Origin of the sequence: Rhodococcus sp. 1R11 (assembly GCF_004563845.1) — a bacterium.
Lineage (GTDB): Bacteria > Actinomycetota > Actinomycetes > Mycobacteriales > Mycobacteriaceae > Rhodococcoides.
Genome location: NZ_SPNG01000008.1, coordinates 39,233 through 60,544 on the forward strand (window position 1 = coordinate 39,233; position 21,312 = coordinate 60,544).

Sequence of the window (21,312 nt, forward strand, 5' to 3'; positions counted from 1 at the left end):
GCCTGCCCCATGACGGACCGGTCCGAGCGCCCCGTGGGCGGGCGGGCGATCGCCCGCGAGGCGGTACGCGCCAGCCTGTCCGACGCAGCCCGCGAACTCTTCGAGGAGCGCGGCATCGAGGCCACGAGCGTCGACATGATCGCCTCCGCAGCCGGCGTCGCAAGCCGCACCTTCTACCGGCATTTCGAGTCCAAGGAAGACCTCGCGATGGCGTGGCTCGACGACCCGGGCCCGACCTTCCGCTCGGTGCTGCAACAGCGCCCGGCCGACGAGCCGATCTGGCTCGCTCTGCGGCGCGCGTTCGACCCCGTCCACGACCCGTCGAGCCGATTCGCCGAGCAGATGCGGATCAGCGCCGAGATGGCCTATTCGTCTCCCGCCCTCATGAAGCGCATCCGCGACCGAGTCTTCGACTGGGAGGTACTGCTGTCCGAGGTGATCTTCGAACGGCTCCCGGAGCCGCGGTCACACCGAGACGCCGAGTTGCTGGCGGCCTGGGCATTGAGTGCCTTGCGTGTCGCCTTCGAGCGGTGGCGCGAGGAGAACGACCCGTCACTCGAGCTGCTCGGACGTCGGCTCGACGACGCCTTCGAGGCCGCAACCACCCTGCTGGTCTCACGCCCGTCATGAACTCGGTGAGAATGACGCTGAGTGACGAACCTGTTGCAGCTCAATCGAATCGGTAGGTCGCCACTTTTCCGTGTCCCTGACGCCAGAGTTTCACGATATCGTCGATCCCGAACGTCGATTGTGTTGCGCGGGCAACTATGCGAGAAACCAATGCGCGTCCGACGAAACCGAATCTGCGTAGCGTCGCGATCCGCGGATACACGGCGACGAAGGGTGCGGCGTCGTCCTCGGTGTTGCCGATGAGCAGTTCGACGCGTGAGGCAGCGTCGCGCAGAGCAGCCGGAACGTCCACAGGGAGTGGCTCTTCGTCCGCTAGGGCGGTGGTACGGCAGCCGAGAAGCAAGGGAATGATGTGCGCGCGCGACTGCCGTCTGCATTGCTTCGTCGCCTCCCATTACCTCGGCCGTAGGCGCGCTGACTGCGTTGGCTCCCAGATGCGTTTCCGGCGTCCGCCGCGCTTCATGACAGTGAGGTGACCGCTCGTTGTGTTCATGGTTTTCGATGCAATCTTTCGATGTCAGTTGTCTTCCGACCAAGGCATCGTGGCTGCAATCATGTCTGCGACAGCAACGAATTTCGCTCTTGGCCGGGACTCCTGCGCTCCCCGCTCGCGCTCGAGGGTGTCGATCATGTGCCAACCCGCCCATCCGATCGGGTCTGCGTCGTTGTACGCCAACAGCAATTCCAGCGCGTCGCGTCCGTCGATGTCGCGCGACAGCACACCGCTGTTGAAGTCCTCCCACAGGCGAGCGACCGTCTGCTCGGCGCAGGCACGATTGGTTCCGATCACGCCCTGCGGTCCTCGCTTGATCCAGCCTGTGACGTAAGTGCCGTGCAGCGAGTCGCCGGTGGGGGTGATCACCCGGCCGTCGACATTGGGCATCACACCCTTGATCGCATCGTAAGGTAGCCCGCCGATGGGCGAACCCTTGTAACCGATCGAGCGCAAGATCAGCGAAGTGTCGATGAGATTCGAGTCCGACGCGACCTCGGGGCTTAGGGCACCGTTCGCGTGGAGATGGTTCGACGCCACCCGCAGTGCTTCGACTCGGTCTGTACCGACAATTTCGACCGGAGATGTCATGAAACGGAAAATAATTCGCTTGTCCGAAGCACGCGGACGCTGTACGTACTCTTGTGCGAGTTGCAACTTGAGTCCGGTCTCGTGATCGTCGTCAGCGGACCCGTCGAAGTCTGCTCCTTCGACAACAACGTCGATGCCGTCGAGGTAACCCAAAGCAAGGAACTCAGCCACCGAGAATGCTGCGTCTCGCAGACCTCGGCGGCCCAGTATCACGACCTCATTGATCTTGCTGTCGGACAATGCGTCCAGAGCATGCTGTGCGATGTCGGTTTCGGCCAGCTCATTACGACTCATCAGCAGCACTCTCGCCACGTCGAGTGCAACGTTGCCGTTGCCGACGATCACTGCCCGGTGGCCCGATAGATCGAAAGTGTCACCGGCATGGTCGGGATGGCCGTTGTACCACGCGACGAAGTCGGCTGCCGCGTAGTTGCCGGCCAGGTGATCACCGGCGATGCCGAGTTCGCGGCCTGTGTAGGTGCCCGCGGCGTAGACGACGGCATGGTGGTGCGCCAGGAGATCGCGGTGGCTCAGGTCTCGGCCGATCTCGATATTGAAATGACACGCGACCCGATTGTGAGTCAGCACCTCTTCGAACATCTCGACAACGGATTTCGTGCTCTGATGGTCTGGGGCGACACCAGCACGGATCAGCCCGTAGGGGGTGGGGAGCCGTTCGAAGAGGTCCACCTCCACGCCGTCGATCGCGACCAACTCCTTGGCCGCGTAGCACCCCGCCGGCCCGGAGCCGACTACTGCGACCCGAAGCGAGCCGGGCTTGACCGACAGTCTTTTTCCCTCGGGAGGCAGCGTGATGGGTGTGAGTGTATGTTGCTCGAAGTAGGCCGCATTGATCTCCTTGAACCGTTCCTGCGCAGGCGGCAGATCCGTGTCGAGATGGATTGCGTCCACGGGACATTCCTCCACGCACGCGCCGCAGTCGATGCATGAGGCCGGATCGATGTACAACATGTGACTGTTCAGATATTCGGCCGTGCCCCCGACCGGACGGATGCAGTCGACCGGGCACGCCGGAATGCAGCTGGCATCTCTGCAGCAGTTCTGGGTGATGACGTAGGCCATGTTGTCCCTCTTCTTGTCGATCTCGATCGCGGTCGGTCCCGGCCGAGCGAGACTGCGTAGCTGCCCGGTGTCCGGACGAGAATTCTGTTCGGGCGCAATGAAATCGGACGGGTTGACGCCTTGCAGTCTTGGCCCGGACCTCAGACGAGCACGTGAACCGCGCCGTCGGCATCGACCTCGACGACGTATGTCAGCAGCGCAACGGTCGCAGGAAAGCACAGCGGCTTACCTGTACGCAGATCGAACCGGGCCATGTGCAGTGGGCACAGGACTTCGCTTCCTTCGAGGTCGCTGTCCTCACCCAGTGACCATTGCTCGTGGGTGCAGCTGTCCGCGGTCGCGAAGTATTCGCCCCCCACATTCCTGAACAGCGCCACCTGAGGGTCGCCCTTGATCGTCATCGATGTACCGGGGGCCAATTCGTCGGCTGCACATGCGTATCGGCGTTCCATCGTTCGAGCGCTCTCCATTCCGAGTCCCACCACTTCCGTCGCGCAGCACATGTGCCGCATTCCACCAGGTTTTCGGGTCTCGAAAATCGTGCGTGTTCTCTCGTCGTCGTTCAAGCGCACGTTTCGACCGCCGGAACACCCGACGTCCGAGACCGGGGTGGTGCAGTGACGAACCTCGAAACTCGTAGATCGAACCGATTCGGTCGCGGATCGACGTTCCACTACTCGGCACGACCAATTCCGTTCCGGTCCAGAAGGTGTGAGATCGTCGGGTGGGTCCCGGTCGACGATCTGGCGGGTGTCTCGACGGTGCTGGTACGTGACATCTGGTCGGCACGCTCGGAGGATCGTGTCGACGCGTGTGAGTACAGCCGCACGGCGGATATGTCGGCCCGGTCAGCGAGGGCAGTGGTTGCTGATTTCCTCCCGCGCACGGTCTGTCGATAGGGCAGTCGGAGATGTCTCGTCTGCTGGTGCCCCTTGCGGGGCAGAAAGTCGTTCGACCGGACGTGGCCGGCCCATCGACGGGATCGCCAGTGCCACAACGGACACCAGGGCCATGGTCGCGGACATCGTCCCGAACGCCCACGTGAACCCCGACTCGGCTGGAACTCCGTCGAAGCCTGTGTTCGCTGTGATGATCATCGACGACACGGCGGCACCGGCCGAACCGCCGATATTGCGGATGTTGGCGTTCATGCCGCTGGCGACGCCTGTCTGCTCCGGCGGCACGGCGGCGACGACGAGCCCTGCCATGCAGGAGATCACCATGCCCTGCCCAAAGCCCAGTATGCCGTTGGCGACCAAGAAGTGCGCCATCGTGCCGTGCGCGAACGCCAGCGTTGCCGTGGCACCCGACATCGTCAGGCATCCGATGAACACAACCGTCCGCGCACCGATCTGGCGGGCCAGCCAGGGTGAGCACAGACCTGTCAGCACCATCGCTGCGGCCGAGGGCAGAATCAACAGCCCGGACTGTGTCACCGATGCGCTGAAGCCGTAACCGTGGGAGCTGTCGACCTGTGCGAACTGTGGCAGAAAAACGAACGCCGAGAACAGAGTCCACCCCAGCACAAGCGCCACGACGTTGCAGGTCCACACCGCACGCTTGCCCATCATCGCCATGTCGATGAGGGGAGCTTTGCTGTGTAGCTCGACATGTATCCACGCCCAGCACAACAGCACGGACAGCGCGATCGGCCCAATCACCTGAGCCGATGTCCAGCCCCAATGAAGCCCCTGGCTCAGCGGAACCAGAAAGGCTACGAGCCAGCTCGAGAGCAGTACAGCAGGCAGTACGCTGATGGCTGCTTGTGTGCGCACTGGCGACTCGGGGACAAGCAAGTAAGCTGCGACGGCGGCAGAGGATGTGACCGCGAAAGGCACCCAGAACAGGCCCGTGTAGCCGAACGCGTCGAGTATCGGACCCGCTACGACGACGCCTATGCCCCCTCCGATGGCTACCACGGACGCCGTGAACCCCACTGCCCCCGCGATCTTCTGCTCGGGGAACTCGTCACGGATGATCCCGAAGCACAGAGGTACCGCACCGCCACCGACGCCCTGCACGATCCGTGCGACGATCAGCCACCCGATGCTCGGGGCGAACACTGCCGCGAGGCATCCGAACGCCAGTGCAGACATCGATGCCACGAGCATTCGTTCTTTACCGACGCGATCGCCCAACCGACCGATTATCGGCGTGCACACGGCCGCAGAAATCAGGTAGGCGGTCAACACCCAGGTGACCGTGTTGCGGTCGGTTCCAAGGTGCTCGCTGATCGGACCCAGCACGGGCGAGGTCAGCGATTGGAGTAGTGAAAATCCGATCGCGGCACTGACCAACACCGCGAAAGTCAGCCGATAGTGAGACCGTCGCTGTGATGTTCTGCCCACAGATGACCTTTCCGTTCACGACGCGCGAAATGGCGACGGAGCAGCAACGCGTGTCTGAACGATGGGGCACCTGGCTCGCTTGCGCGAGTCACTTTTCTTCTCACTGGAACTTTTCGGCCACGGATTACCGGACGGCGACGAGCGAATCCACTTCGCGAGGTGTGGATGGCCGGCATCGGCGGTCGGCAACCGGGCGGCGCATTCGAGCAACTCGATCGAACGCAACCGCCCAACTGCTTTCGAGCGCGCCGCTCTAGCCGAGCATCAGTGCAGCCGCCGTGCGTGCCGGCTGGCCCACCAGGACTCCGAGGCCCCGTGCCACCTCATTCACAGCGGAGATCACGCCATCGTAAGTGCTTGCCGGGTCGCCGATTCGGGCGGTTTCCGCCGAGACGGCCGCAGCGGCGACGCCGTGTTTGCCGAGCTCCGCCAGTCCCTCGATTCCCGAGTCGTCCAACGCACGTCCGGCATCGTTCACGATGACACCCTTCGGTGCGATCTCGAGGACATAGAGCGCCATCGTCAGAGCGCCGTGTGACGCTAGCAAGAAGACGTCTTCTGGGTGGCGGCCTTGGACTCGCGACGAAGACCAGCAGGAGTATATGCCGCCCGTCGGCCCTTCGACGAGGGTGATGGTGCTTTCATCGACTATTCCATCGACAGTGCGGAACACACCGCGGGGCGCTTGCAGCATCGCCTCGGCGGCCCGCGTGCCGCTCATGCCGGATTCGATTCCGAGTGCCGCCCCGGCCCGGTTTACCCGCGACACGACGCCGGTGAGTAGGCCGTCTCCGAAGGCGATGCGCGACGACATGGTGGCGATAGCCGCGGCAGGCACATCGAAGTCGTCCGAGATAGGCAGTCCACCGACCCCCGCGTCGTCCAGTCCGGGGCCGGCTTCGTGAGCAATCCAGCCGCGAGCGCCTTGGCGAAGGGGCAGGACGCCGGTCGGCGCGCCGGCGAACGAGCCCCCGAGAACAACGTCATCGCGATGGTCACCGGCCTCGAAAGACGTCAATGAGTTGGCCACCAGAATGCGGCCGCGGGAATCATCCGCGTGCACGCGGTAATCGAAGTAGGCATCCTTCTTGTGTTCCATAGTGGATCCTCCATGTCGGTTGTGCAGTCGATTCAAGATTTGATGCTGAGGCCGGGCGGGATCGCACGATCGGGACGTGGCTTCGGACGTAGCCAGTGCAACCTGCCAATCGGCGATGGTTCGCCGCGTACAGCACCGAAATTCACGCTCGGAAGTCGATGTCGGGCCGGCGCAGCAAGTCCATGTTCGAGACCTGCTTCAGCGCGCGGTGTATCCGCCGTCCACGACCAGCTCCGAACCGGTGACGAACTTCGATTCGTCCGACGCGAGATACAACACTCCGTAGGCGATGTCGTCGGGTTCGCCGCGATGCCCAAGGGGGTGTGCCGCGATGAGTTTGTCTTCGTAGTCCGAGCCGACTTCGCCTTGCACAGCGACGACAGACGCGCTCATCGCCGTGGTGATGGACCCGGGGTGAATGGAATTGACCCGGATACCATCCTTCGCATAGGTGATGGCATCGGACTTGGCCATGAGTCGCACCGCACCCTTACTGGCGTGATAAACAGGAATCGCTGAGCCACCGACGATTCCGTTGATCGACGACACGTCGACGATGCTTCCGCTCTGCTGCTCGAGCATCGTGGGCACGGTGTACTTCGTGCACAGCCATGGGCCCCGAACGTTGACGGCGAAGACCTCCTCGAACTGCTCCTGCGACACGAGATGTGACGGACCGTGTGGACCAATGATGCCCGCGTTGTTCACCAGGATGTCGATACGACCGGAGGCGGCGAGGACCGCCGCTATCGTTTCGGCGACCTGCGTCTCCTGCGTGATGTCGCAGGCCAGGTAGGTGATCCCCTGTCCGAGGGGTGTTGCGGGTTCCTTGGCCAGATCGATTGCATAGACGGCTGCGCCCTCACGTGCGAGCAGCGAACATATCGCTCCGCCGATTCCGCCCAGCGCGCCTGTCACGACCGCTACCTTGTTCTCTACCCGGTTCATAGGTCTCTTCTCTCCTTCATCTGTTGTGGTTGTTCCGCGGAGTCCGCGGGTCTTGGTGGCTTGATGTCGGCCGCGGGATGGGGCTCCTCGACTACCGGATTGGTCAGGTGGCCTATGGACTCGATCTCTACCTGAACCACATCGCCCGGATGGATCCAGAGCGGCGGTTGGTGGGCGCTGCCGACACCTCCGGGAGTGCCAGTGGCGATGACGTCACCGGGGCTGAGCGTGGTCCACTCCGAGCAGTAGGAAATGATCTCGGCTACCGAAAAGATCATGTTCCCCAGGGTCGACTGTTGTACGATCGCGCCGTTGAGCCGGGTTCGGATGGTCAAATTCTCCAACCGAACGCCGATCTCGTCGGCGGTAATGATGTGCGGTCCGAACGCACCCGTTTTGGGGAAGTTCTTGCCCGGCGTGAATTGACTGGAATGGCGTTGGTAGTCGCGCACGGAGGCGTCGTTGAAGACCGAATATCCAAGAACATGATCCAGCGCGTCCTCGACGGCGATGTGGCGGCCCCCTGTGCCGATGACAACCGCTAATTCACCCTCGTAGTCAAGGGTGGCATTGCACCACGGCGCGAGGATTCCTTCGCCGTCGCCGATCAAGGTGTCGGCAAAGCGAGTGAAGATCGGTGGCCTCGACGTGGCCGGTCGCGCCATCTCAGCCATGTGGTCCGCATAGTTCAGACCAACACACAAGATCTTCCCAGGCTGCGGAATGGGTGGGAGAAGCTGTACGTCGCCGGTGTTGAGGCACGTCGCCGCACTCCGCCAGGCAGCGAACTCTTCTATGTTGCATGCGGTCAGGCTTGCTCGAAGATCGGGGTACGGGCTCACCGCACCCAGGTCGAAGACCGAAGAAGTGCCTTCCAAGACCCCCCAGGTGTATCTATTGCGGTGGTCAAATGATACGAGTTTCATCGTGATGCAACAGCTTTCGTTGATTGCTGCCGGTCCTGGGACTCAGATACGAAGACTACATCTTCCATGGCCGGCGGAGTCTTGACGTAGAAGATCTCAGCAGCAGAGTCGGAGACGTTCACGGTTCGGTGGAGCACCCCCGGCGGTGCCGTCACGGTTTGGCCGGGGTGGAGGTGGTGGACTTCCTCGCCGATGCTGATGCTGATCGATCCCTTCGTGCATACGAAGATCTCAGTGACGGTGCGGTGGTAGTGCTGGGGAAACGACTGGCCCGGCTCGAACTCGGCAACGCCTGCGGCACCGCCGCAACCGTGCAGATACGCAGACTCGATTCGCTCGGCATCGTCAGTCATCTCGGTCCACCAGCGGTAGCTTGGTTTGTCCGTCGTCGACCACGGTGGTGCTCTCGACGATGTACATCCGCATTTGTGTCATGAAATTGGCTGCGTCGGCGGCGGCCTCTGCTGCCTCGGGGCTGGCCAACGCAGCGTCGAGATCAGCTCGAGTTGCAAAGACCAATTCGGAGATCCCGTCGACAGTTGCCTCGGGTGCAGGCATTGCCCCACGTGCCACGGTGTCGATGGTGAGGTGCTGATGATAGGCAATCAGGTGGGGGAAGCGTGCCCCGATCGGGGCGTGGACGGTCCGCCAGTGTTCTCTGAAATCCTGCCGGCTCATCCCTTCTCGCTTCGTCAATAATGTCAGAGCGCGCACAGTCATTGTTGAGTTCCTTTCTGATTGATCACGCCGATTCGGGTGTATGGCGGCGATGGTCGGTGGATCGCTACGTCCTGGACTTTGCTGCAGGCCGGTCGTCTGTATGCGGGGCAGGCGCGTTTTCGTCAACAGCGACGCCCAAGACCTTGGTCGAGGCCAAAGCGAGTATGGCGGCAATGAAGAGGAACCCGGACATGATCGTGATGCCGACGGTATTGCTTCCGAATTGGTCCTTGGAGAATCCGAAGATGAAGGGGCCGACGAATCCGCCGAAGTTTCCGATCGAGTTCACCACGGCGAGGAGTACTGCGGCCATGACTCCGGTGAAGAGTGTGGTCTGCAAACGGTAGAACAACGGGGCGGCCGACTGCACTCCACAGAGCGCCAGAGTGAGGCCGATGAGGCTGATTACGGGGCTACCCACAAAGGCCGCGATGAGCATTCCTACTCCAGCAGCTGCCAACAACCCGAACAATACTCTGTTGCGGTGCTGTGTCTTTCGCGCAAAGCGTTCCACCAACAGGATTGCGATGAAGACGAAACTCCAGGGGATGGCCGAGAGGAGGCCACTGTTTACCGTGCTGGTGCCGAACGTCGCGGCAATAATCTGTGGAAGAAAGAAAGTGATCGCCCAGAAGCCCGTCAGAATCATGAAGTAAGTGAACGACAAGTACCAGGTCTTGGCATTTTTCAGCGCAAGCCCCACTCGCTGCCATTCGCTCAGATGTTCGTGTACGTCTCCTAAGGACTGACGTTCTGCTTCCCGGCGCGCGACCAAGAACTCGGCGTCGTCGTCGGACAGCCACTTGGCCTCTCGCGGATTGGAAGGTAAGGCGATGAGTATCAGAACGCCGATGATGACCGTGACGGTTCCCTCGGCGACGAATACCCAGCGCCACGCGGAGAGCGGGCTGATGTTGGTGAATACGTGCAGCAGTCCTGAGGTCAGAATGGAGCCGAAGGTGAATGCCAGCGGTACGGCCAACTGGAAGTACGCCAGCGGCTTCGTCTGCTTGCGTTTGCTGAACCAGATCGAAATGAACAACAGAATTCCGGGGCTGAGTCCCGCTTCGCACGCACCCAACAGGAACCGAAGAATTGCAAACTGCACTTCATTCTGAGCTAGCGACGTCAATCCTGTGACCATGCCCCACGAGATAACGATGCGGGCCAACCATTTCCGGCTGCCGTACTTCAACAACGCCAGATTGCTTGGTACCTCGAACACGACGTAACCCCAGAAGAACATGCCGGCAGCGAAGCCGAAGGCCGTTGCGGTGAGGCCCAGTGACTTGTCGATAGGTTCGGCCAGGATTGCGAGATTGGCTCGATCGGTTTGAGAGATGAACTGCATGAGGACGATAAGGGGGATGAGTCGCCGAAAAACAAGTCGAAGCAACGTGTTCTCTCGAACGTCGTCTGCCGTGAGTGCCAGTGAATCGCTACTTTGCGACATGACCGGCTCCTTTCGTCTGAGGGGTGCTTTCGCCGTGGCGGCCCCGGCCGACATCGATTCGACCGAGTGATGAACATGCTGCGGGGGCTGGAATGTGATCTGCAAGACTGCGTCCGACATATCCCGTATGGCGGTACGACAGCTGACTGGGTGTACCCAGCCGTCCCGTAGAGCGGGACAAAAATCCAAATAGGTCGCTGAATCCGGTTGATAAGTGAGCTACATCATTAGAAGTCGACTAGTTTTCGATCTAGGTGGTCTGCACGACCCGCAGTGCAGGACAACAACTCGATCCAGTCTTCGAGTTGTCCTGATGTAAGGGACGAAGTGTTGACCCCACTTGCCAACGCGCGTGAGTGCCACCGAGCCTGGTGAACGTCCCCCCGGTGCTGCGGCGGGATGGTGGCCGAGTTGTCGCAACACACGTTGCTACAGAGGAAAGGATCTCCGGTAATGGAAACCACGTACAAGGCTCTGAAAGTCAATCGCGGGTCGGACCTTATCCCAGCGTCCGGCCAGACGAAAAAGGCGCTGCGGTACTCCGGGGTGAGCGTGGATAACAGTGAGGTCGATGGCCTATGGTTCGGGCGAGTGGTCACGGGCGTCGGTGAGGTTTCCGACCCCCATCATCACGGCGAAGCCGAGACGGGCGGGTATGTGTTCTCCGGACGTGGTTTCATTCGCTTCGGGGAGCGGTACGAAACGGTGGTCTACCTGGAAGCCGGCGACTTCGTCTACGTGCCCCCGTTTCTGCCGCACATCGAAGGCAACGCCAGTGCTACCGAGGAACTCGTGTGGCTGACCACCCGGACCCCGGACAACATCGTCGTCAACCTCACCGATCAAGACGTCGCGGACATCGACCTCGATATCATGTAGCCGTTCGGCTGAACGTATGTGCTCGCCGCAGTGGTCGAACTGCGATCATGATGTCGGTTTCGACGGGCATCGGCGCGCATAGGCAGACCTTGCGATGATGGAACTGGGCACAACCTGCCCCCCGATTAGCGAGGTGACCAGTGTCCGCCGAAAACCAGTACATCATCGGATCCCTTGACACCGGTTTGCAGATACTCGAACTGATGCTCAATCGCGACACCGTCACGGTGACCGATATTGCCACCGAGCTCGGGGTCGCTCGATCAACGGCGCACCGTGCTCTGACGACACTCGAGCGACGACACTTCGTCGCTCTGTCGTCATCGGGCCGCGGATATGCCGCCGGGCCGCGGCTGGTAGAGATCGGGAGTCCGCGCTGCCTCGATCCGCAATCCCGGATCGAGGCTCGCCCGATTCTCAACCGGGTACTCGAAGAGACCGAAGAATCCGTACACACGTCTCTTCTTCTGGGTGACCAGTTGCTCGTCGTAGACGGTCGTCGCTCGAAGCATCGCGTAGACATTGGTTTGCGAGTGGGAATGGTTGCGCCCGCGCACGGTATGGCAGGCGGCAAACTGTTGTTGTCCTGCCTCAGCGACGACCAAATCTTCGCCCTCTTCCCTGACGAATCGCTTTTGCGACTTGGGCCGAAGACGTTGTCCACTCGGACGGCGCTGATGGACGACATCGCCGAGATCCGCCAGAACGGATATGCCGTGGCGGTTCAAGAGTCGGAGCGCGGGGTCAGTTCGATTGCGCTCCTGCTCTCGGGAGCCTCCTGGCGTGACCGTATGGCGATCGTCATCTCGGTACCGGTCGAGCGGGGCAGCTGGGAAGAACTCATGGTCCTCAAGGACCGTCTCCAGGGAATCATCGCCGATTCGTGAACCGTTCGCTATTTGAACAGGTTTGTACCTACTTCACGCGAATTATGCTGGAAGGAATGTTGGTCAAACAGGCTGCCTATGCGCTCAACGCGGCGGCGGCTCTTGACGTCCAGCAGTTGACTCTCACACTTGGAGTACGGGATTCGGCACGTATCGCCCACGAGAGATTTCATTGTTCACGGTCTATGAGGAGCCGATTGTGTTGGCTGATGTGATCGATCGCCCCGACGTGGCAGAACAGTGAGCGATACCGCGCTCATTCACTAGCCAATGAGACCGAGGTCGATATCCGACGCAGAGAGCGCGACTCCGTTCTCGCCCCATGCTCGGCCAGAGACCCGGACGGTGCGGTACACGCTCTGAAGGAGTACCTGCTTTCGACGGTCCAGGGTGTCGACCCCGAGATCGCGACGCTGATTCGCGACAAGCTCGCCGCCCACAGCCACTGATGCGTTACTCGAGTATTCTATGGCGATGCCGAGGGACACCATCGCGGAAAACTGCAGGACTCGAGCCGCGGGAGTGGGACTTACTCCTCGAGCGCTCGCAGCGCGCGCAGGTGCACCGCTGCCCACGAGCGGAATGGTTTCCAGCCCTCGGTGATCTCGTCGATCGAGCGTTCGGTGCCGTAGCGTTTGGTGATTTCGTCGCTCAAGTGGTTCTAGTTGCGCGGCAGCACATCGGGGAAGTTGGCCCCGCGAATCACCACGAGCTCGGCCGAGAACGGTCCCATCCCGAGGATCCTCTGCACCTGGACGAACGCTTCGGTCCAATGCAACGAGCGCAGGTGGGAGCCGGAGAGCTTGCCGTCGAGAGCGGCCTCGGCGACGGCATGCAGGTACTCGGCCTTGCGTCCGGGCAGATCGAGTGACGCTGCGAGCAGGGTGGCCGGAGACGGAAAGGCTCCGTCATCACCGAGCTGCTGCGTCAGTCGTATCTTGATCGCCGCCGCCTGCCGTATCTGCAGGCGTTGCGTCAGGACCGACCACACGGCAGCCTCGTAGGGCGAGAAGAAGCCGCAGGGCCGGAACCCGCTGAGCTGAGCCTGCGCATCTGCAATGACCCCATCGCGTGCCGCGACGTCGGGCCAGCCGCGCCCATCGATGTCTATCGAGAGCAGCCGACGAACCTGCTCGGTCGCGGCATCCAGCTCGCCCGGGCCCTCGACCACGATGCGGACGGACGGCCCGTCCTGGGTGATGACGGCATCGACTCGCTGCCAGTCGGTATCGCAGAGAAAGGCGGTGTGGATGCCCGCGTCATGCGTCTGGGATACCAGCCTGCCGGGGGTGAAACCCTCCCAGAATCGTTTGCTGGTCTCGAGCGACCAGGGCCCGGCAACCTCGTGAACGCTCTCGAGTCGAGTCATGAATCAGGCCTTGTCGTACAGAGTGAGGGCACAGGCGTCGGGTTCGGCGAAGGTGAACGTGCGGCCGAAGGGTTGATCAATCTTTCTTTCCTTGACTTCAGACCGTTCGGTTGTGTGGCCAGCATCGTGAGAACGCGTTCGAAGAACGCGGGCGAGGTGAGGCCGAACTCGATGAGGATGTCTTCGTCCCTCCCTCCGCCGTGGGGACTCCACCGCAACGCGAAGTCCAGCATTGCTCGTGAAACTTCTGATTCTGTGCCACGGTAGGTCTCTCCCTCGTACTGAGCAGTTGTGTGGAGGGCGGGGGATGCGGTTTCGTGCCGCTCGGTCAGGAGCGTCGATCGAACGTGCGCATTTGCGTAGTCACGAACGAATTGTCATGTCCGCGTCACCTTCCCACTGGCACGTCATGCATGCCGCATAAACGCTGGTGATGCTATCGGTCGGTGTCACTGCCCGCTGCACCACTTCTGCTTGGCAGCGGTTACCGCAGGATGGGCATCGCCGAGTGAAGTCGACCTCAGGGATTTGCCGGTATGTGGGCACGACGTTGCAGCTCCTCGTGGTTCCCGACCCTGAGTGTGGAATGTCGTGTAGGGCGTGTGTGCCCGAGAGCGTTTCGTCGATGGCTGCAGAGCAAAATTTGCCCAGCGTGGGTATTTCCCTTCGGTGCGCCCAGACTGTCTTCTCCTCGCGTGTCCAGACAAAGCGCGACCTGAACTATTTGTTGCAGGCACTCGTTCGATGCGTAGTCCGCTTGTGGTGATGAGTGTTTCGGTGGTCATAGGACGACGACCGATCGGAGGACTTCGCCGGCGTGCATGCGGTGGAAGGCCTGTTCGATGTCGGCGAGTCCGATGCGTTCGGTGACGAACTTTTCGAGCGGTAGCCGGCCCTGTTGGTACAGATCGACGAGCATCGGGAAGTCGCGTTCGGGGAGGCAGTCGCCGTACCAGGAGGACTTCAATGATCCTCCGTGGGAGAAGAAGTCGATGAGCGGCATGTCGATGCGCATGTCGGGGGTGGGGACGCCGACGAGGACGACGGTGCCGGCGAGGTCGCGACTGTAGAAGGCTTGTTTCCAGGTTTCGGGGCGTCCGACGGCGTCGATGACGACGTCGGCTCCGTGGCCGCCGGTGAGGTCTTTGACGGCGGCGATCGGTGCGGTGTGGGAGGCGTTGACAGTGTGGGTGGCGCCGAGTTCTTTCGCCCAGGCGAGTTTGGTGTCGTCGCGGTCGATGGCGATGATGGTCGATGCGCCGGCGAGGGCTGCTCCGGCGATGGCGGCGTCTCCGACTCCTCCGCAGCCGATGACGGCGACGGAGTCTCCGCGCGAGATGTTGCCGGTGTTGACTGCTGCTCCGAGGCCGGCCATGATTCCGCAGCCGAGGAGTCCGACGACGGCGGGGTCGGCGGTCGGGTCGACTCGGGTGCATTGGCCTTCGTGGACGAGGGTTTTGTCGGCGAAGGAGCCGATTCCGAGGGCGGGGGTGAGTTCGGTGCCGTCGGTGAGGGTCATTTTCTGTGAGGCGTTGTGGGTGTCGAAGCAGTACCAGGGTCGGCCTCGTTTGCAGGCGCGGCATTCTCCGCAGACGGCGCGCCAGTTGAGGACGACGAAGTCGCCGACGGAAACGTGGGTGACGGCGTCGCCGATGGTGTCGACGATGCCGGCGGCTTCGTGGCCGAGGAGGAATGGGAATTCGTTGTTGATGCCGCCGTCGCGGTAGGTGAGGTCGGTGTGGCAGACCCCGCAGGCCTGGATCTTGACGATGACGTCGTGGGGGCCGGGGTCGGGGATGACGATGTCGACGAGCTCTACGACGGCGTCCTTACTCCGGGCGATAACTCCCTTGCACATGGTGGTCATGAGTCTCCTTGGACAGTGAACGGTCAGGCGAGTTCTGTCTAAGGCGCAGGATCGTGATCCGGCGTCTGCGACGGTGCTTGCCGATGAGGCTCGTGAACTCTCGTGATGGATTCGTGGAACAGACGACTCAGCTCTTCGACGCTGCCAAGTCGAGCGCGATGTCGGTGATCAGATCTTCCTGGCCACCCACAAGTCCACGTTCACCGACGGCGAGAAGGATTGCGCGCGTATCCAATCCATACTGCTTGGCGGCAGCCTCCGCATGACGTAGGAAGCTCGAGTACACCCCTGCATACCCGAGGGTCAGTGTCTCGCGGTCGACCTGAACAGGCCGGTCCTGCAGAGGCCGGACGATGTCGTCTGCCGCGTCCTGCAGTGCGAACAGGTCACAATTGTGCTTCCACCCGTGTAGGTCTGCGACGGCGATAAACGGCTCGATCGGGCAGTTACCTGCTCCTGCGCCGTGACCGGCGAGAGATGCGTCGACGCGGGTAACTCCCTCTTCCACCGCCACAACAGAATTCGCGACCGACAGAGACAGATTCTGATGTGCGTGAATGCCGATCTGGGTGTCGGCATCGAGGACGTCTCGGTAGGCACGCACTCGGTCGCGAACGCCGTTCATGGTCAGTCGGCCGCCCGAGTCTGTGACGTACACGCAGTGTGCGCCATAGGATTCCATCAGCTTGGCCTGCGCGGCAAGCTGTTCGGGCTCGGCGAGGTGCGACATCATCAAAAATCCGGACACATCCATGCCGAGCTCGCGGGCTTTGCCGATGTGCTGGGCGGAGACGTCGGCCTCGGTGCAGTGCGTCGCCACTCGGACCGAGGTGACACCGAGCTTGAAGGCGTGCTCGAGTTCCTTCACCGTCCCCACCCCCGGCAACAGCAGGGTGGTGAGTTTGGCGCGGTGCACCACTGAGGCGGCGGCTTCGATCCACTCCCAGTCGGTGTTGCTGCCCGGCCCGTACGTCAGGCTGTGGCCGGCGAGGCCGTCCCCGTGCGTGACCTCGATGGCGTCGACACCGGCGCTGTCGAGGGCGCTGGCGACGCGTGCAACGTTGTCGGGGCTGATGCGGTGACGCATGGCGTGCATGCCGTCGCGCAGGGTGACGTCCTGGATGTACAGGGCGGCGCCGTCGGTCGCGTTCGATCGCTTCGTGGTTTCGCTCATCGTGCCGCCTCCAAGGTCTTGTTCTCTGCAATCTTCTCCGCGACCTGCAGGGCGGCGGAGGTCATGATGTCGAGGTTGCCGGCATACGCGGGAAGGTAGTGCGCGGCACCTTCGACTTCGAGGAACACCGAGACCTTCCACAGGCCGGGCCCTTTGTCGACGCCGCCGGTCAAGGTGGCGACGGATTCTTCGTCGTCCAGCTGGGTGAATTGCACTTCTTGCTTGAGGCGGTAGCCGGGGACATAGGCCGAGACCTTGTCGACCATGTCCAGTACGGATCGACGAATCGAGTCCTGATCGGGGTTCGATACCAGCGCGAGCACGGTATCGCGCATGATCAACGGCGGCTCGGCCGGGTTGAGGACGATGATGGCTTTCCCCCGGGCGGCACCGCCGACCTTTTCGATTGCCTCGGAGGTGGTTTCGGTGAACTCGTCGATGTTTGCGCGGGTTCCGGGACCCGCCGATTTCGAGGCAATCGAGGCGACGATCTCTGCGTAATGCACCGGCGTCACGGCCGAGATCGCGGCGACGATCGGGATGGTCGCCTGCCCACCGCAGGTCACCATGTTCACATCGGGCGCACCCAGATGCTCCTCGAGGTTGACTGCGGGAACAACGTACGGTCCGATCGCCGCAGGAGTGAGATCGATCAGCCGCTTGTTGTACGGCCGGAGAGCTTCTTCGTTCGCGACATGGGCTTTGGCGGAGGTCGAGTCGAAGATGATGTCGATGTCGGCGAAGTCGGGGTGATCGATCAGCCCCTGCACTCCCGAGTCCACAGTGCTGATACCCAGTCGGCGTGCCCGGGCGAGACCGTCGGAGGCAGGGTCGATTCCGACGAGTACCGCGATTTCGACGTTCATGGCTACACGTTTGAGTTTGATGACGAGGTCGGTGCCGATGTTGCCGGATCCGATCACCGCTACTTTGGTCTTGCTCATGATGTCCTTCGATTCTGTGTGGAGGTTCGTCCGTCGTCGATCACGCGGTGAATGTCGCTGTGACGTCGCCGATTCCGGATATGGACGCGGTGTACGTCGAGCCAGTGGTGACGGGGACCATCGGGCCGAGGGCACCGGAGAGGATCACTTCGCCGCCTCGCAGCGGCGAACCGTAAGACAGGCTGGTGTTGGCCAACCACACCAGCGCCTCCCACGGGCTACCCAGGCAGTCCGAGCCCTTGCCGGCAGAAACCTGTTCACCGTCCGCGGTCATGGTCATGGTGACCTCGGCGAGGTCGGGTGCGTCGGCGCGAGAAATGCTCTCCCCCAACACATAGAGCCCTGATGATGCATTGTCGGCGACGGTGTCGGCCAGGCTGATATCCCAGCCCGTGATCCGGCTGTCGACGATCTCGAACGATGCGAACACCCGGTCGACGAACGATGGCGCTTGTGCTGCGGTGATCTTCTCGTCGATGTCGGAGGACAGAATGAATGCGATCTCGGCTTCGATGCGCGGTTGCAGCAGCCGGGCAGAGTCGACGGGGCCGTCGCCGGAGACGTCGAAATCATCGAGCAGCACTCCGAAGTCGGGCTGATCGACCCCGAGCTGTTTCTGCACGGCGGGCGAGGTCAGCCCGATCTTTCGGCCGACGACGGTGCGACCCGATGCCAGGAGTGCATCGATGTTGCGTGATTGGATGCGGTAGGCGGCGTCGATATCCTCGCGTCCGATGAGGTCACGGACCGGAGCACACGGGGTGGCCGTGTTGGCGGCGGCGGCCAGACGGTCGGCCGCTTCGCTGATCGTGTGTTGTTCCACTGTGGTCATGATTTTCACGCTATTCACGATCGGCCGTCGCGGATAGGATCTGTCCCATGAAACGGGATGCGTTATCGGTGTTGCAGCGATCCGCTTTGATCTTGGAGGCTTTTCCCGGGGGCTGTGCTCTTACGCTGGCCGAGGTGTCTACTCGCACCGGATTGCCTCGCTCGACGACGCACCGGTTGTTGGTCGATCTGGCAGAACTGGGTTGGATCATGCGTATCGGCAAAACATTCGAGCTTGGAATGTCGCTGTTCGAGCTCGGTGAGCGAGTCGGACTCAAGCATCGATTGCGCACCGCTGCACTGCCGTTTATGCAGGACCTGTTCGCAGTGACCGAACAGACGGTGCACCTCGCGGTCCGAGACGGTCACGACGCGGTGTACGTGGAAAAGATTCACGGCCACTCCTCGCTACCCTTGCCCTCGCAGATCGGCGGGCGACTACCGCTGACGTGTACTGCGGTCGGGAAGGCGCTGTTGGCATCGGAGGACTCGGCTGTACAGAACGAGATCCTCGCCCGGCCGTTCCGCCGCTTCACCCCGCAATCGATCACAGACCCTCGAATTCTGTCCAAGCAGCTCGATTCGATACGACGGACCGGCGTCGCCATCGAGCGAGAGGAAGCAGCCATCGGTGGTTGCTGCCTTGCTGCACCGGTACTTGTCTCGAAGAAGGCTATTGCCGCAATCTCGGTATCCGTTCCCAAGGCGAGCTTCAGCCCTGAATTGCTTGCACCCGCTGTCCGGACTGCCACTTTGGCACTGGGGCGATTGCTTGCACGTGTGTCTGCCGAGTGACTTGCGAGTTCGGCCCGCAAGGAGTGAACTCGGTAGGGCTCGCCACGGATAACGGTGAATTCGACTCGACTCGGATCGAAAAGAAATGTTCGGTACCAGCATCACGAACGTTCTCCGTGGCCGCTCCAGGGGTACGCTTGCTACGTGGACGAACCCCGCCTGCTCGATGGTCGGCTGAAGATCAAGCACATGCTACTTGTGGACGCGGTGACAAGATTGGGCACAGTTGTAGGGGCGGCCGGATTTCTGCATATCACGCAGCCCGTGGCAACTCGGAGCTTACATGAGCTGGAATCGATTCTTGGTGTGACGTTGTATGAGCGCGGCCCTCGGGGGGTGCGCCCAACCATATATGGCAAGGCCTTCACTCAGCATGCGAGGGCGGTGCTCGCCCAGCTCGTCCAAGCGCAGAAACACATCGCAGAACTTGCCGATGCCGATCGTGGAACCGTGGTAGTCGGGTCGCATCTAGCTGGATCGAATATATTGCTGCCCAAAGCTATTGCAACCCTCAAGGTGGATCGTCCGCAACTGACCGTCATCGTACGTGAAGGCACACCGGAAGTGTTGTTGGCAGAACTCGAAGCTGGGAAAGTGGATCTGATCGTCGGCCGATTGACATCCCATTCCGACGCCCGGGTCATCCGTATTGCTCTTTACAGTGAATCGGTACAACTTGTCACACGTGTCGACCATCCGTTGACAGATGTGAAGGAACTGAAATTTTCGGATACTGCGGGCTACCCGTGGATCTTTCCCGGTGTCGAGACTGCACTCCGTAGCGAGTTGGAAGAGTTCTTCGCACGGAACGATATGGAACTGCCGACCAATCGTGTCGATGCGACGTCATTCCTGACGGTGAGGCAGCTGCTGCTGGAAACGAATATGGTCGCGGTATTGCCGAGTCTGATTCCTCGCGCTGATTCGCGCCTGACTACTCTTCCAGTCACACTGGATCAGATATCTCACAGAGTGGGGTTGACTCTGGCAGTCAATCGTCCGCTGAACCCTTCGGCTGATGCGTTGGTGGCTCGATTGCACGAGACAGCCGACGACATTGCGAGCCCCCGACTCGACGGCTGATTCCGCTCGGAACATCTACTGTGGATGTACGGGTGTGTCATCCACGAATCAAGCACAACAGCATCTCGACGGTCACCGATCGAGATGGGTGGGTCTCGAAGCACCGATGTTCGTTCCCCGCCCAGCACGCCTGCGGACGCGTGATGTTCGAGGTGCCGCGGTAACACGCCAAATTCCGATAAGCCCAGGAATTTCAGTCCAGCCCGAGGAAACGTTCAGCGTTTCCCCTCGCGATCATGTGACGACCGGACTCGCTCAGGAACTCGCTCTTGCGCACCACTTCACCGACCGGACGTTCGCCCAGTGGATACGGGTAGTCACTGCCCACCATCACGCGGTCCACTCCTACTGTGTCGACCAACAGCCTCAACGCACGCTCGTCGAAGACGACCGAGTCCACGTAAAATCTTCCTAGGTAATGCGAGGGCGGAAACTCCGACGTACCGATGATGTCGTTCCGGCCATGCCAGGCGTTTTCCATTCGGCCCAACCAGAACGCGAAAGATCCACCACCGTGGGCAAATCCGATTTTGAGACTGTCGTCGATCTTGTCGAACACACCTCCCAGAATCAGCGCAAGTATCGACAGATGCGTTTCGGCGGGCATTGCGGTGAGCCACTGTGCCATCCACCGGTCCAGGCGCGGAGAGCTGGCCATGTCCCACGGGTGCACGAAGACCGGTACGTCCAGCGACGCACAGTGCTGGAGGAACGTCACCACGCCCTCGCTGTCGAGATCCAGGTCGCCGACATGATTACCGATCTCGACACCGCGGTGCCCGTTCGCAATGCAGCGTTCCAGTTCACGGCACGCTGCGTCGGTGTCCTGTAAAGGCACCTGGCAGAAAGGAATCAACCGATCAGTCGCCGGTTCCACGATATCCAGTGCGAGATCATTGAAGATCCGTGCAATGCGACTTGCCTGCTCGCCGCTTCGGCCGTAGTTGAAAAACGCGGGCGTCGGCGATACGACCTGCGTATGGACGCCATCGGCATCCATGTCTTTGAGACGCACTTCAGCATCCCATGCATCGGACCGAATGCGGCGGAACTCCTTGGTTCCCATCATGATCATGGCTTCGGTTTCCGACTCGACCCTCAACCACGGTGCTTGGGCCCCGGCATCCTCGGTCAAGTCCGGCCACCCATTGGGAACGTAGTGGGTGTGGATGTCGATCAGGTTGCTCATGTG

At 61.5% G+C, this 21,312-nt stretch carries 22 protein-coding genes; 5 read left to right on the top strand and 17 right to left on the bottom strand.

Annotation, left to right across the window (positions count from 1 at the left end; genetic code table 11):
• The first annotated feature begins 9 nt into the window (after positions 1–9).
• The gene (locus E4P29_RS15250; protein ID WP_135045995.1) at positions 10–630 is read left to right on the top strand and encodes a TetR/AcrR family transcriptional regulator; all 621 of its coding nucleotides are present in this window, start codon (positions 10–12) and stop codon (positions 628–630) included.
• A gap of 40 nt (positions 631–670) precedes the next feature.
• Here the strand turns inward: E4P29_RS15250 and E4P29_RS15255 are convergent, their stop codons facing one another.
• The 10 genes from E4P29_RS15255 to E4P29_RS15300 form a co-directional block, all read right to left on the bottom strand.
• The gene (locus E4P29_RS15255) at positions 671–922 is read right to left on the bottom strand and encodes a hypothetical protein (RefSeq protein ID WP_135045997.1); all 252 of its coding nucleotides are present in this window, start codon (positions 920–922) and stop codon (positions 671–673) included.
• Between the two features lie 225 nt (positions 923–1,147).
• Positions 1,148–2,797, bottom strand: a complete 1,650-nt coding sequence (locus tag E4P29_RS15260; protein WP_135045999.1) for a 4Fe-4S binding protein — start codon at positions 2,795–2,797, stop codon at positions 1,148–1,150.
• Positions 2,798–2,937: 140 nt separating this feature from the next.
• Positions 2,938–3,249, bottom strand: coding sequence for a non-heme iron oxygenase ferredoxin subunit (locus E4P29_RS15265; protein WP_245154345.1), 312 nt, complete (start codon positions 3,247–3,249; stop codon positions 2,938–2,940).
• Between the two features lie 396 nt (positions 3,250–3,645).
• Positions 3,646–5,145 carry an MFS transporter gene (locus E4P29_RS15270; RefSeq protein ID WP_135046003.1) on the bottom strand — a complete coding sequence of 500 codons (1,500 nt, stop codon included), beginning with the start codon at positions 5,143–5,145 and terminating at the stop codon, positions 3,646–3,648.
• 253 nt (positions 5,146–5,398) lie between these two features.
• On the bottom strand, positions 5,399–6,244 hold the full coding sequence (locus tag E4P29_RS15275; RefSeq protein WP_135046005.1) for a hypothetical protein: 846 nt from the start codon (positions 6,242–6,244) through the stop codon (positions 5,399–5,401).
• 198 nt (positions 6,245–6,442) lie between these two features.
• Entirely contained in the window at positions 6,443–7,192 is a 750-nt protein-coding gene (locus tag E4P29_RS15280) for a glucose 1-dehydrogenase (RefSeq protein ID WP_135046007.1), read from the bottom strand.
• The gene (locus E4P29_RS15285; RefSeq protein WP_135046009.1) at positions 7,189–8,118 is read right to left on the bottom strand and encodes a fumarylacetoacetate hydrolase family protein; all 930 of its coding nucleotides are present in this window, start codon (positions 8,116–8,118) and stop codon (positions 7,189–7,191) included. Before E4P29_RS15285 ends, E4P29_RS15280 begins: the two co-directional genes overlap by 4 nt.
• Positions 8,115–8,471 (bottom strand): cupin domain-containing protein, encoded by a 357-nt coding sequence (locus E4P29_RS15290; protein WP_135046011.1) that lies wholly within the window; start codon positions 8,469–8,471, stop codon positions 8,115–8,117. Before E4P29_RS15290 ends, E4P29_RS15285 begins: the two co-directional genes overlap by 4 nt.
• Entirely contained in the window at positions 8,464–8,838 is a 375-nt protein-coding gene (locus E4P29_RS15295) for an EthD domain-containing protein (protein ID WP_135046013.1), read from the bottom strand. Before E4P29_RS15295 ends, E4P29_RS15290 begins: the two co-directional genes overlap by 8 nt.
• Positions 8,839–8,902: 64 nt before the next feature.
• Positions 8,903–10,291, bottom strand: a complete 1,389-nt coding sequence (locus E4P29_RS15300; protein WP_167735496.1) for an MFS transporter — start codon at positions 10,289–10,291, stop codon at positions 8,903–8,905.
• A 399-nt stretch (positions 10,292–10,690) separates the two neighbouring features.
• On the opposite strand from E4P29_RS15300, the gene E4P29_RS15305 reads away from it, so the two are divergent.
• Positions 10,691–11,170 carry a cupin domain-containing protein gene (locus E4P29_RS15305; RefSeq protein ID WP_245154346.1) on the top strand — a complete coding sequence of 160 codons (480 nt, stop codon included), beginning with the start codon at positions 10,691–10,693 and terminating at the stop codon, positions 11,168–11,170.
• A gap of 140 nt (positions 11,171–11,310) precedes the next feature.
• Positions 11,311–12,057: an IclR family transcriptional regulator gene (locus E4P29_RS15310; protein ID WP_135046017.1), complete on the top strand. Its 747-nt coding sequence runs from the start codon at positions 11,311–11,313 to the stop codon at positions 12,055–12,057.
• A 529-nt stretch (positions 12,058–12,586) separates the two neighbouring features.
• On the opposite strand, the gene E4P29_RS26545 is transcribed toward E4P29_RS15310, so the two are convergent.
• The 6 genes from E4P29_RS26545 to E4P29_RS15335 form a co-directional block, all read right to left on the bottom strand.
• The gene (locus tag E4P29_RS26545) at positions 12,587–12,712 is read right to left on the bottom strand and encodes a hypothetical protein (protein ID WP_280634544.1); all 126 of its coding nucleotides are present in this window, start codon (positions 12,710–12,712) and stop codon (positions 12,587–12,589) included.
• Between the two features lie 6 nt (positions 12,713–12,718).
• Positions 12,719–13,426: a DNA-3-methyladenine glycosylase 2 family protein gene (locus E4P29_RS15315; RefSeq protein ID WP_245154347.1), complete on the bottom strand. Its 708-nt coding sequence runs from the start codon at positions 13,424–13,426 to the stop codon at positions 12,719–12,721.
• Positions 13,427–14,207: 781 nt separating this feature from the next.
• Entirely contained in the window at positions 14,208–15,293 is a 1,086-nt protein-coding gene (locus tag E4P29_RS15320; protein WP_135046019.1) for an S-(hydroxymethyl)mycothiol dehydrogenase, read from the bottom strand.
• Positions 15,294–15,420: 127 nt separating this feature from the next.
• The gene (dmpG, locus tag E4P29_RS15325; RefSeq protein ID WP_135046020.1) at positions 15,421–16,467 is read right to left on the bottom strand and encodes a 4-hydroxy-2-oxovalerate aldolase; all 1,047 of its coding nucleotides are present in this window, start codon (positions 16,465–16,467) and stop codon (positions 15,421–15,423) included.
• Complete coding sequence (locus E4P29_RS15330) at positions 16,464–17,411, bottom strand: acetaldehyde dehydrogenase (acetylating) (RefSeq protein ID WP_135046022.1); 948 nt, start codon at positions 17,409–17,411, stop codon at positions 16,464–16,466. Before E4P29_RS15330 ends, dmpG begins: the two co-directional genes overlap by 4 nt.
• Before the next feature lie 40 nt (positions 17,412–17,451).
• Positions 17,452–18,243: a fumarylacetoacetate hydrolase family protein gene (locus E4P29_RS15335; protein ID WP_135046024.1), complete on the bottom strand. Its 792-nt coding sequence runs from the start codon at positions 18,241–18,243 to the stop codon at positions 17,452–17,454.
• Between the two features lie 47 nt (positions 18,244–18,290).
• On the opposite strand from E4P29_RS15335, the gene E4P29_RS15340 reads away from it, so the two are divergent.
• Together E4P29_RS15340 and E4P29_RS15345 are read left to right on the top strand one after the other, a co-directional pair.
• A complete protein-coding gene (locus E4P29_RS15340; protein WP_135046026.1) occupies positions 18,291–19,037 on the top strand; it encodes an IclR family transcriptional regulator in 747 nt (248 codons plus the stop codon).
• Positions 19,038–19,181: 144 nt separating this feature from the next.
• Entirely contained in the window at positions 19,182–20,120 is a 939-nt protein-coding gene (locus tag E4P29_RS15345; protein WP_135046027.1) for a LysR substrate-binding domain-containing protein, read from the top strand.
• A 193-nt stretch (positions 20,121–20,313) separates the two neighbouring features.
• Here E4P29_RS15345 and E4P29_RS15350 read toward each other — a convergent pair whose 3' ends face one another.
• Positions 20,314–21,309 carry an amidohydrolase family protein gene (locus tag E4P29_RS15350; protein ID WP_135046028.1) on the bottom strand — a complete coding sequence of 332 codons (996 nt, stop codon included), beginning with the start codon at positions 21,307–21,309 and terminating at the stop codon, positions 20,314–20,316.
• Positions 21,310–21,312 lie beyond the last annotated feature (3 nt).

What these genes read in the sequence shown, in the direction of transcription:
- E4P29_RS15250 (WP_135045995.1), top strand. Translation starts at nt 10, where the DNA reads ATGACGGACCGGTCCGAGCGCCCCGTGGGCGGGCGGGCGATCGCCCGC.
- E4P29_RS15260 (WP_135045999.1), bottom strand. Translation starts at nt 2,797, where the DNA reads ATGGCCTACGTCATCACCCAGAACTGCTGCAGAGATGCCAGCTGCATT.
- E4P29_RS15265 (WP_245154345.1), bottom strand. Translation starts at nt 3,249, where the DNA reads ATGGAACGCCGATACGCATGTGCAGCCGACGAATTGGCCCCCGGTACA.
- E4P29_RS15275 (WP_135046005.1), bottom strand. Translation starts at nt 6,244, where the DNA reads ATGGAACACAAGAAGGATGCCTACTTCGATTACCGCGTGCACGCGGAT.
- E4P29_RS15280 (WP_135046007.1), bottom strand. Translation starts at nt 7,192, where the DNA reads ATGAACCGGGTAGAGAACAAGGTAGCGGTCGTGACAGGCGCGCTGGGC.
- E4P29_RS15285 (WP_135046009.1), bottom strand. Translation starts at nt 8,118, where the DNA reads ATGAAACTCGTATCATTTGACCACCGCAATAGATACACCTGGGGGGTC.
- E4P29_RS15290 (WP_135046011.1), bottom strand. Translation starts at nt 8,471, where the DNA reads ATGACTGACGATGCCGAGCGAATCGAGTCTGCGTATCTGCACGGTTGC.
- E4P29_RS15295 (WP_135046013.1), bottom strand. Translation starts at nt 8,838, where the DNA reads ATGACTGTGCGCGCTCTGACATTATTGACGAAGCGAGAAGGGATGAGC.
- E4P29_RS15300 (WP_167735496.1), bottom strand. Translation starts at nt 10,291, where the DNA reads ATGTCGCAAAGTAGCGATTCACTGGCACTCACGGCAGACGACGTTCGA.
- E4P29_RS15305 (WP_245154346.1), top strand. Translation starts at nt 10,691, where the DNA reads ATGGTGGCCGAGTTGTCGCAACACACGTTGCTACAGAGGAAAGGATCT.
- E4P29_RS15315 (WP_245154347.1), bottom strand. Translation starts at nt 13,426, where the DNA reads ATGACTCGACTCGAGAGCGTTCACGAGGTTGCCGGGCCCTGGTCGCTC.
- E4P29_RS15320 (WP_135046019.1), bottom strand. Translation starts at nt 15,293, where the DNA reads ATGACCACCATGTGCAAGGGAGTTATCGCCCGGAGTAAGGACGCCGTC.
- dmpG (WP_135046020.1), bottom strand. Translation starts at nt 16,467, where the DNA reads ATGAGCGAAACCACGAAGCGATCGAACGCGACCGACGGCGCCGCCCTG.
- E4P29_RS15330 (WP_135046022.1), bottom strand. Translation starts at nt 17,411, where the DNA reads ATGAGCAAGACCAAAGTAGCGGTGATCGGATCCGGCAACATCGGCACC.
- E4P29_RS15335 (WP_135046024.1), bottom strand. Translation starts at nt 18,243, where the DNA reads ATGACCACAGTGGAACAACACACGATCAGCGAAGCGGCCGACCGTCTG.
- E4P29_RS15340 (WP_135046026.1), top strand. Translation starts at nt 18,291, where the DNA reads ATGAAACGGGATGCGTTATCGGTGTTGCAGCGATCCGCTTTGATCTTG.
- E4P29_RS15350 (WP_135046028.1), bottom strand. Translation starts at nt 21,309, where the DNA reads ATGAGCAACCTGATCGACATCCACACCCACTACGTTCCCAATGGGTGG.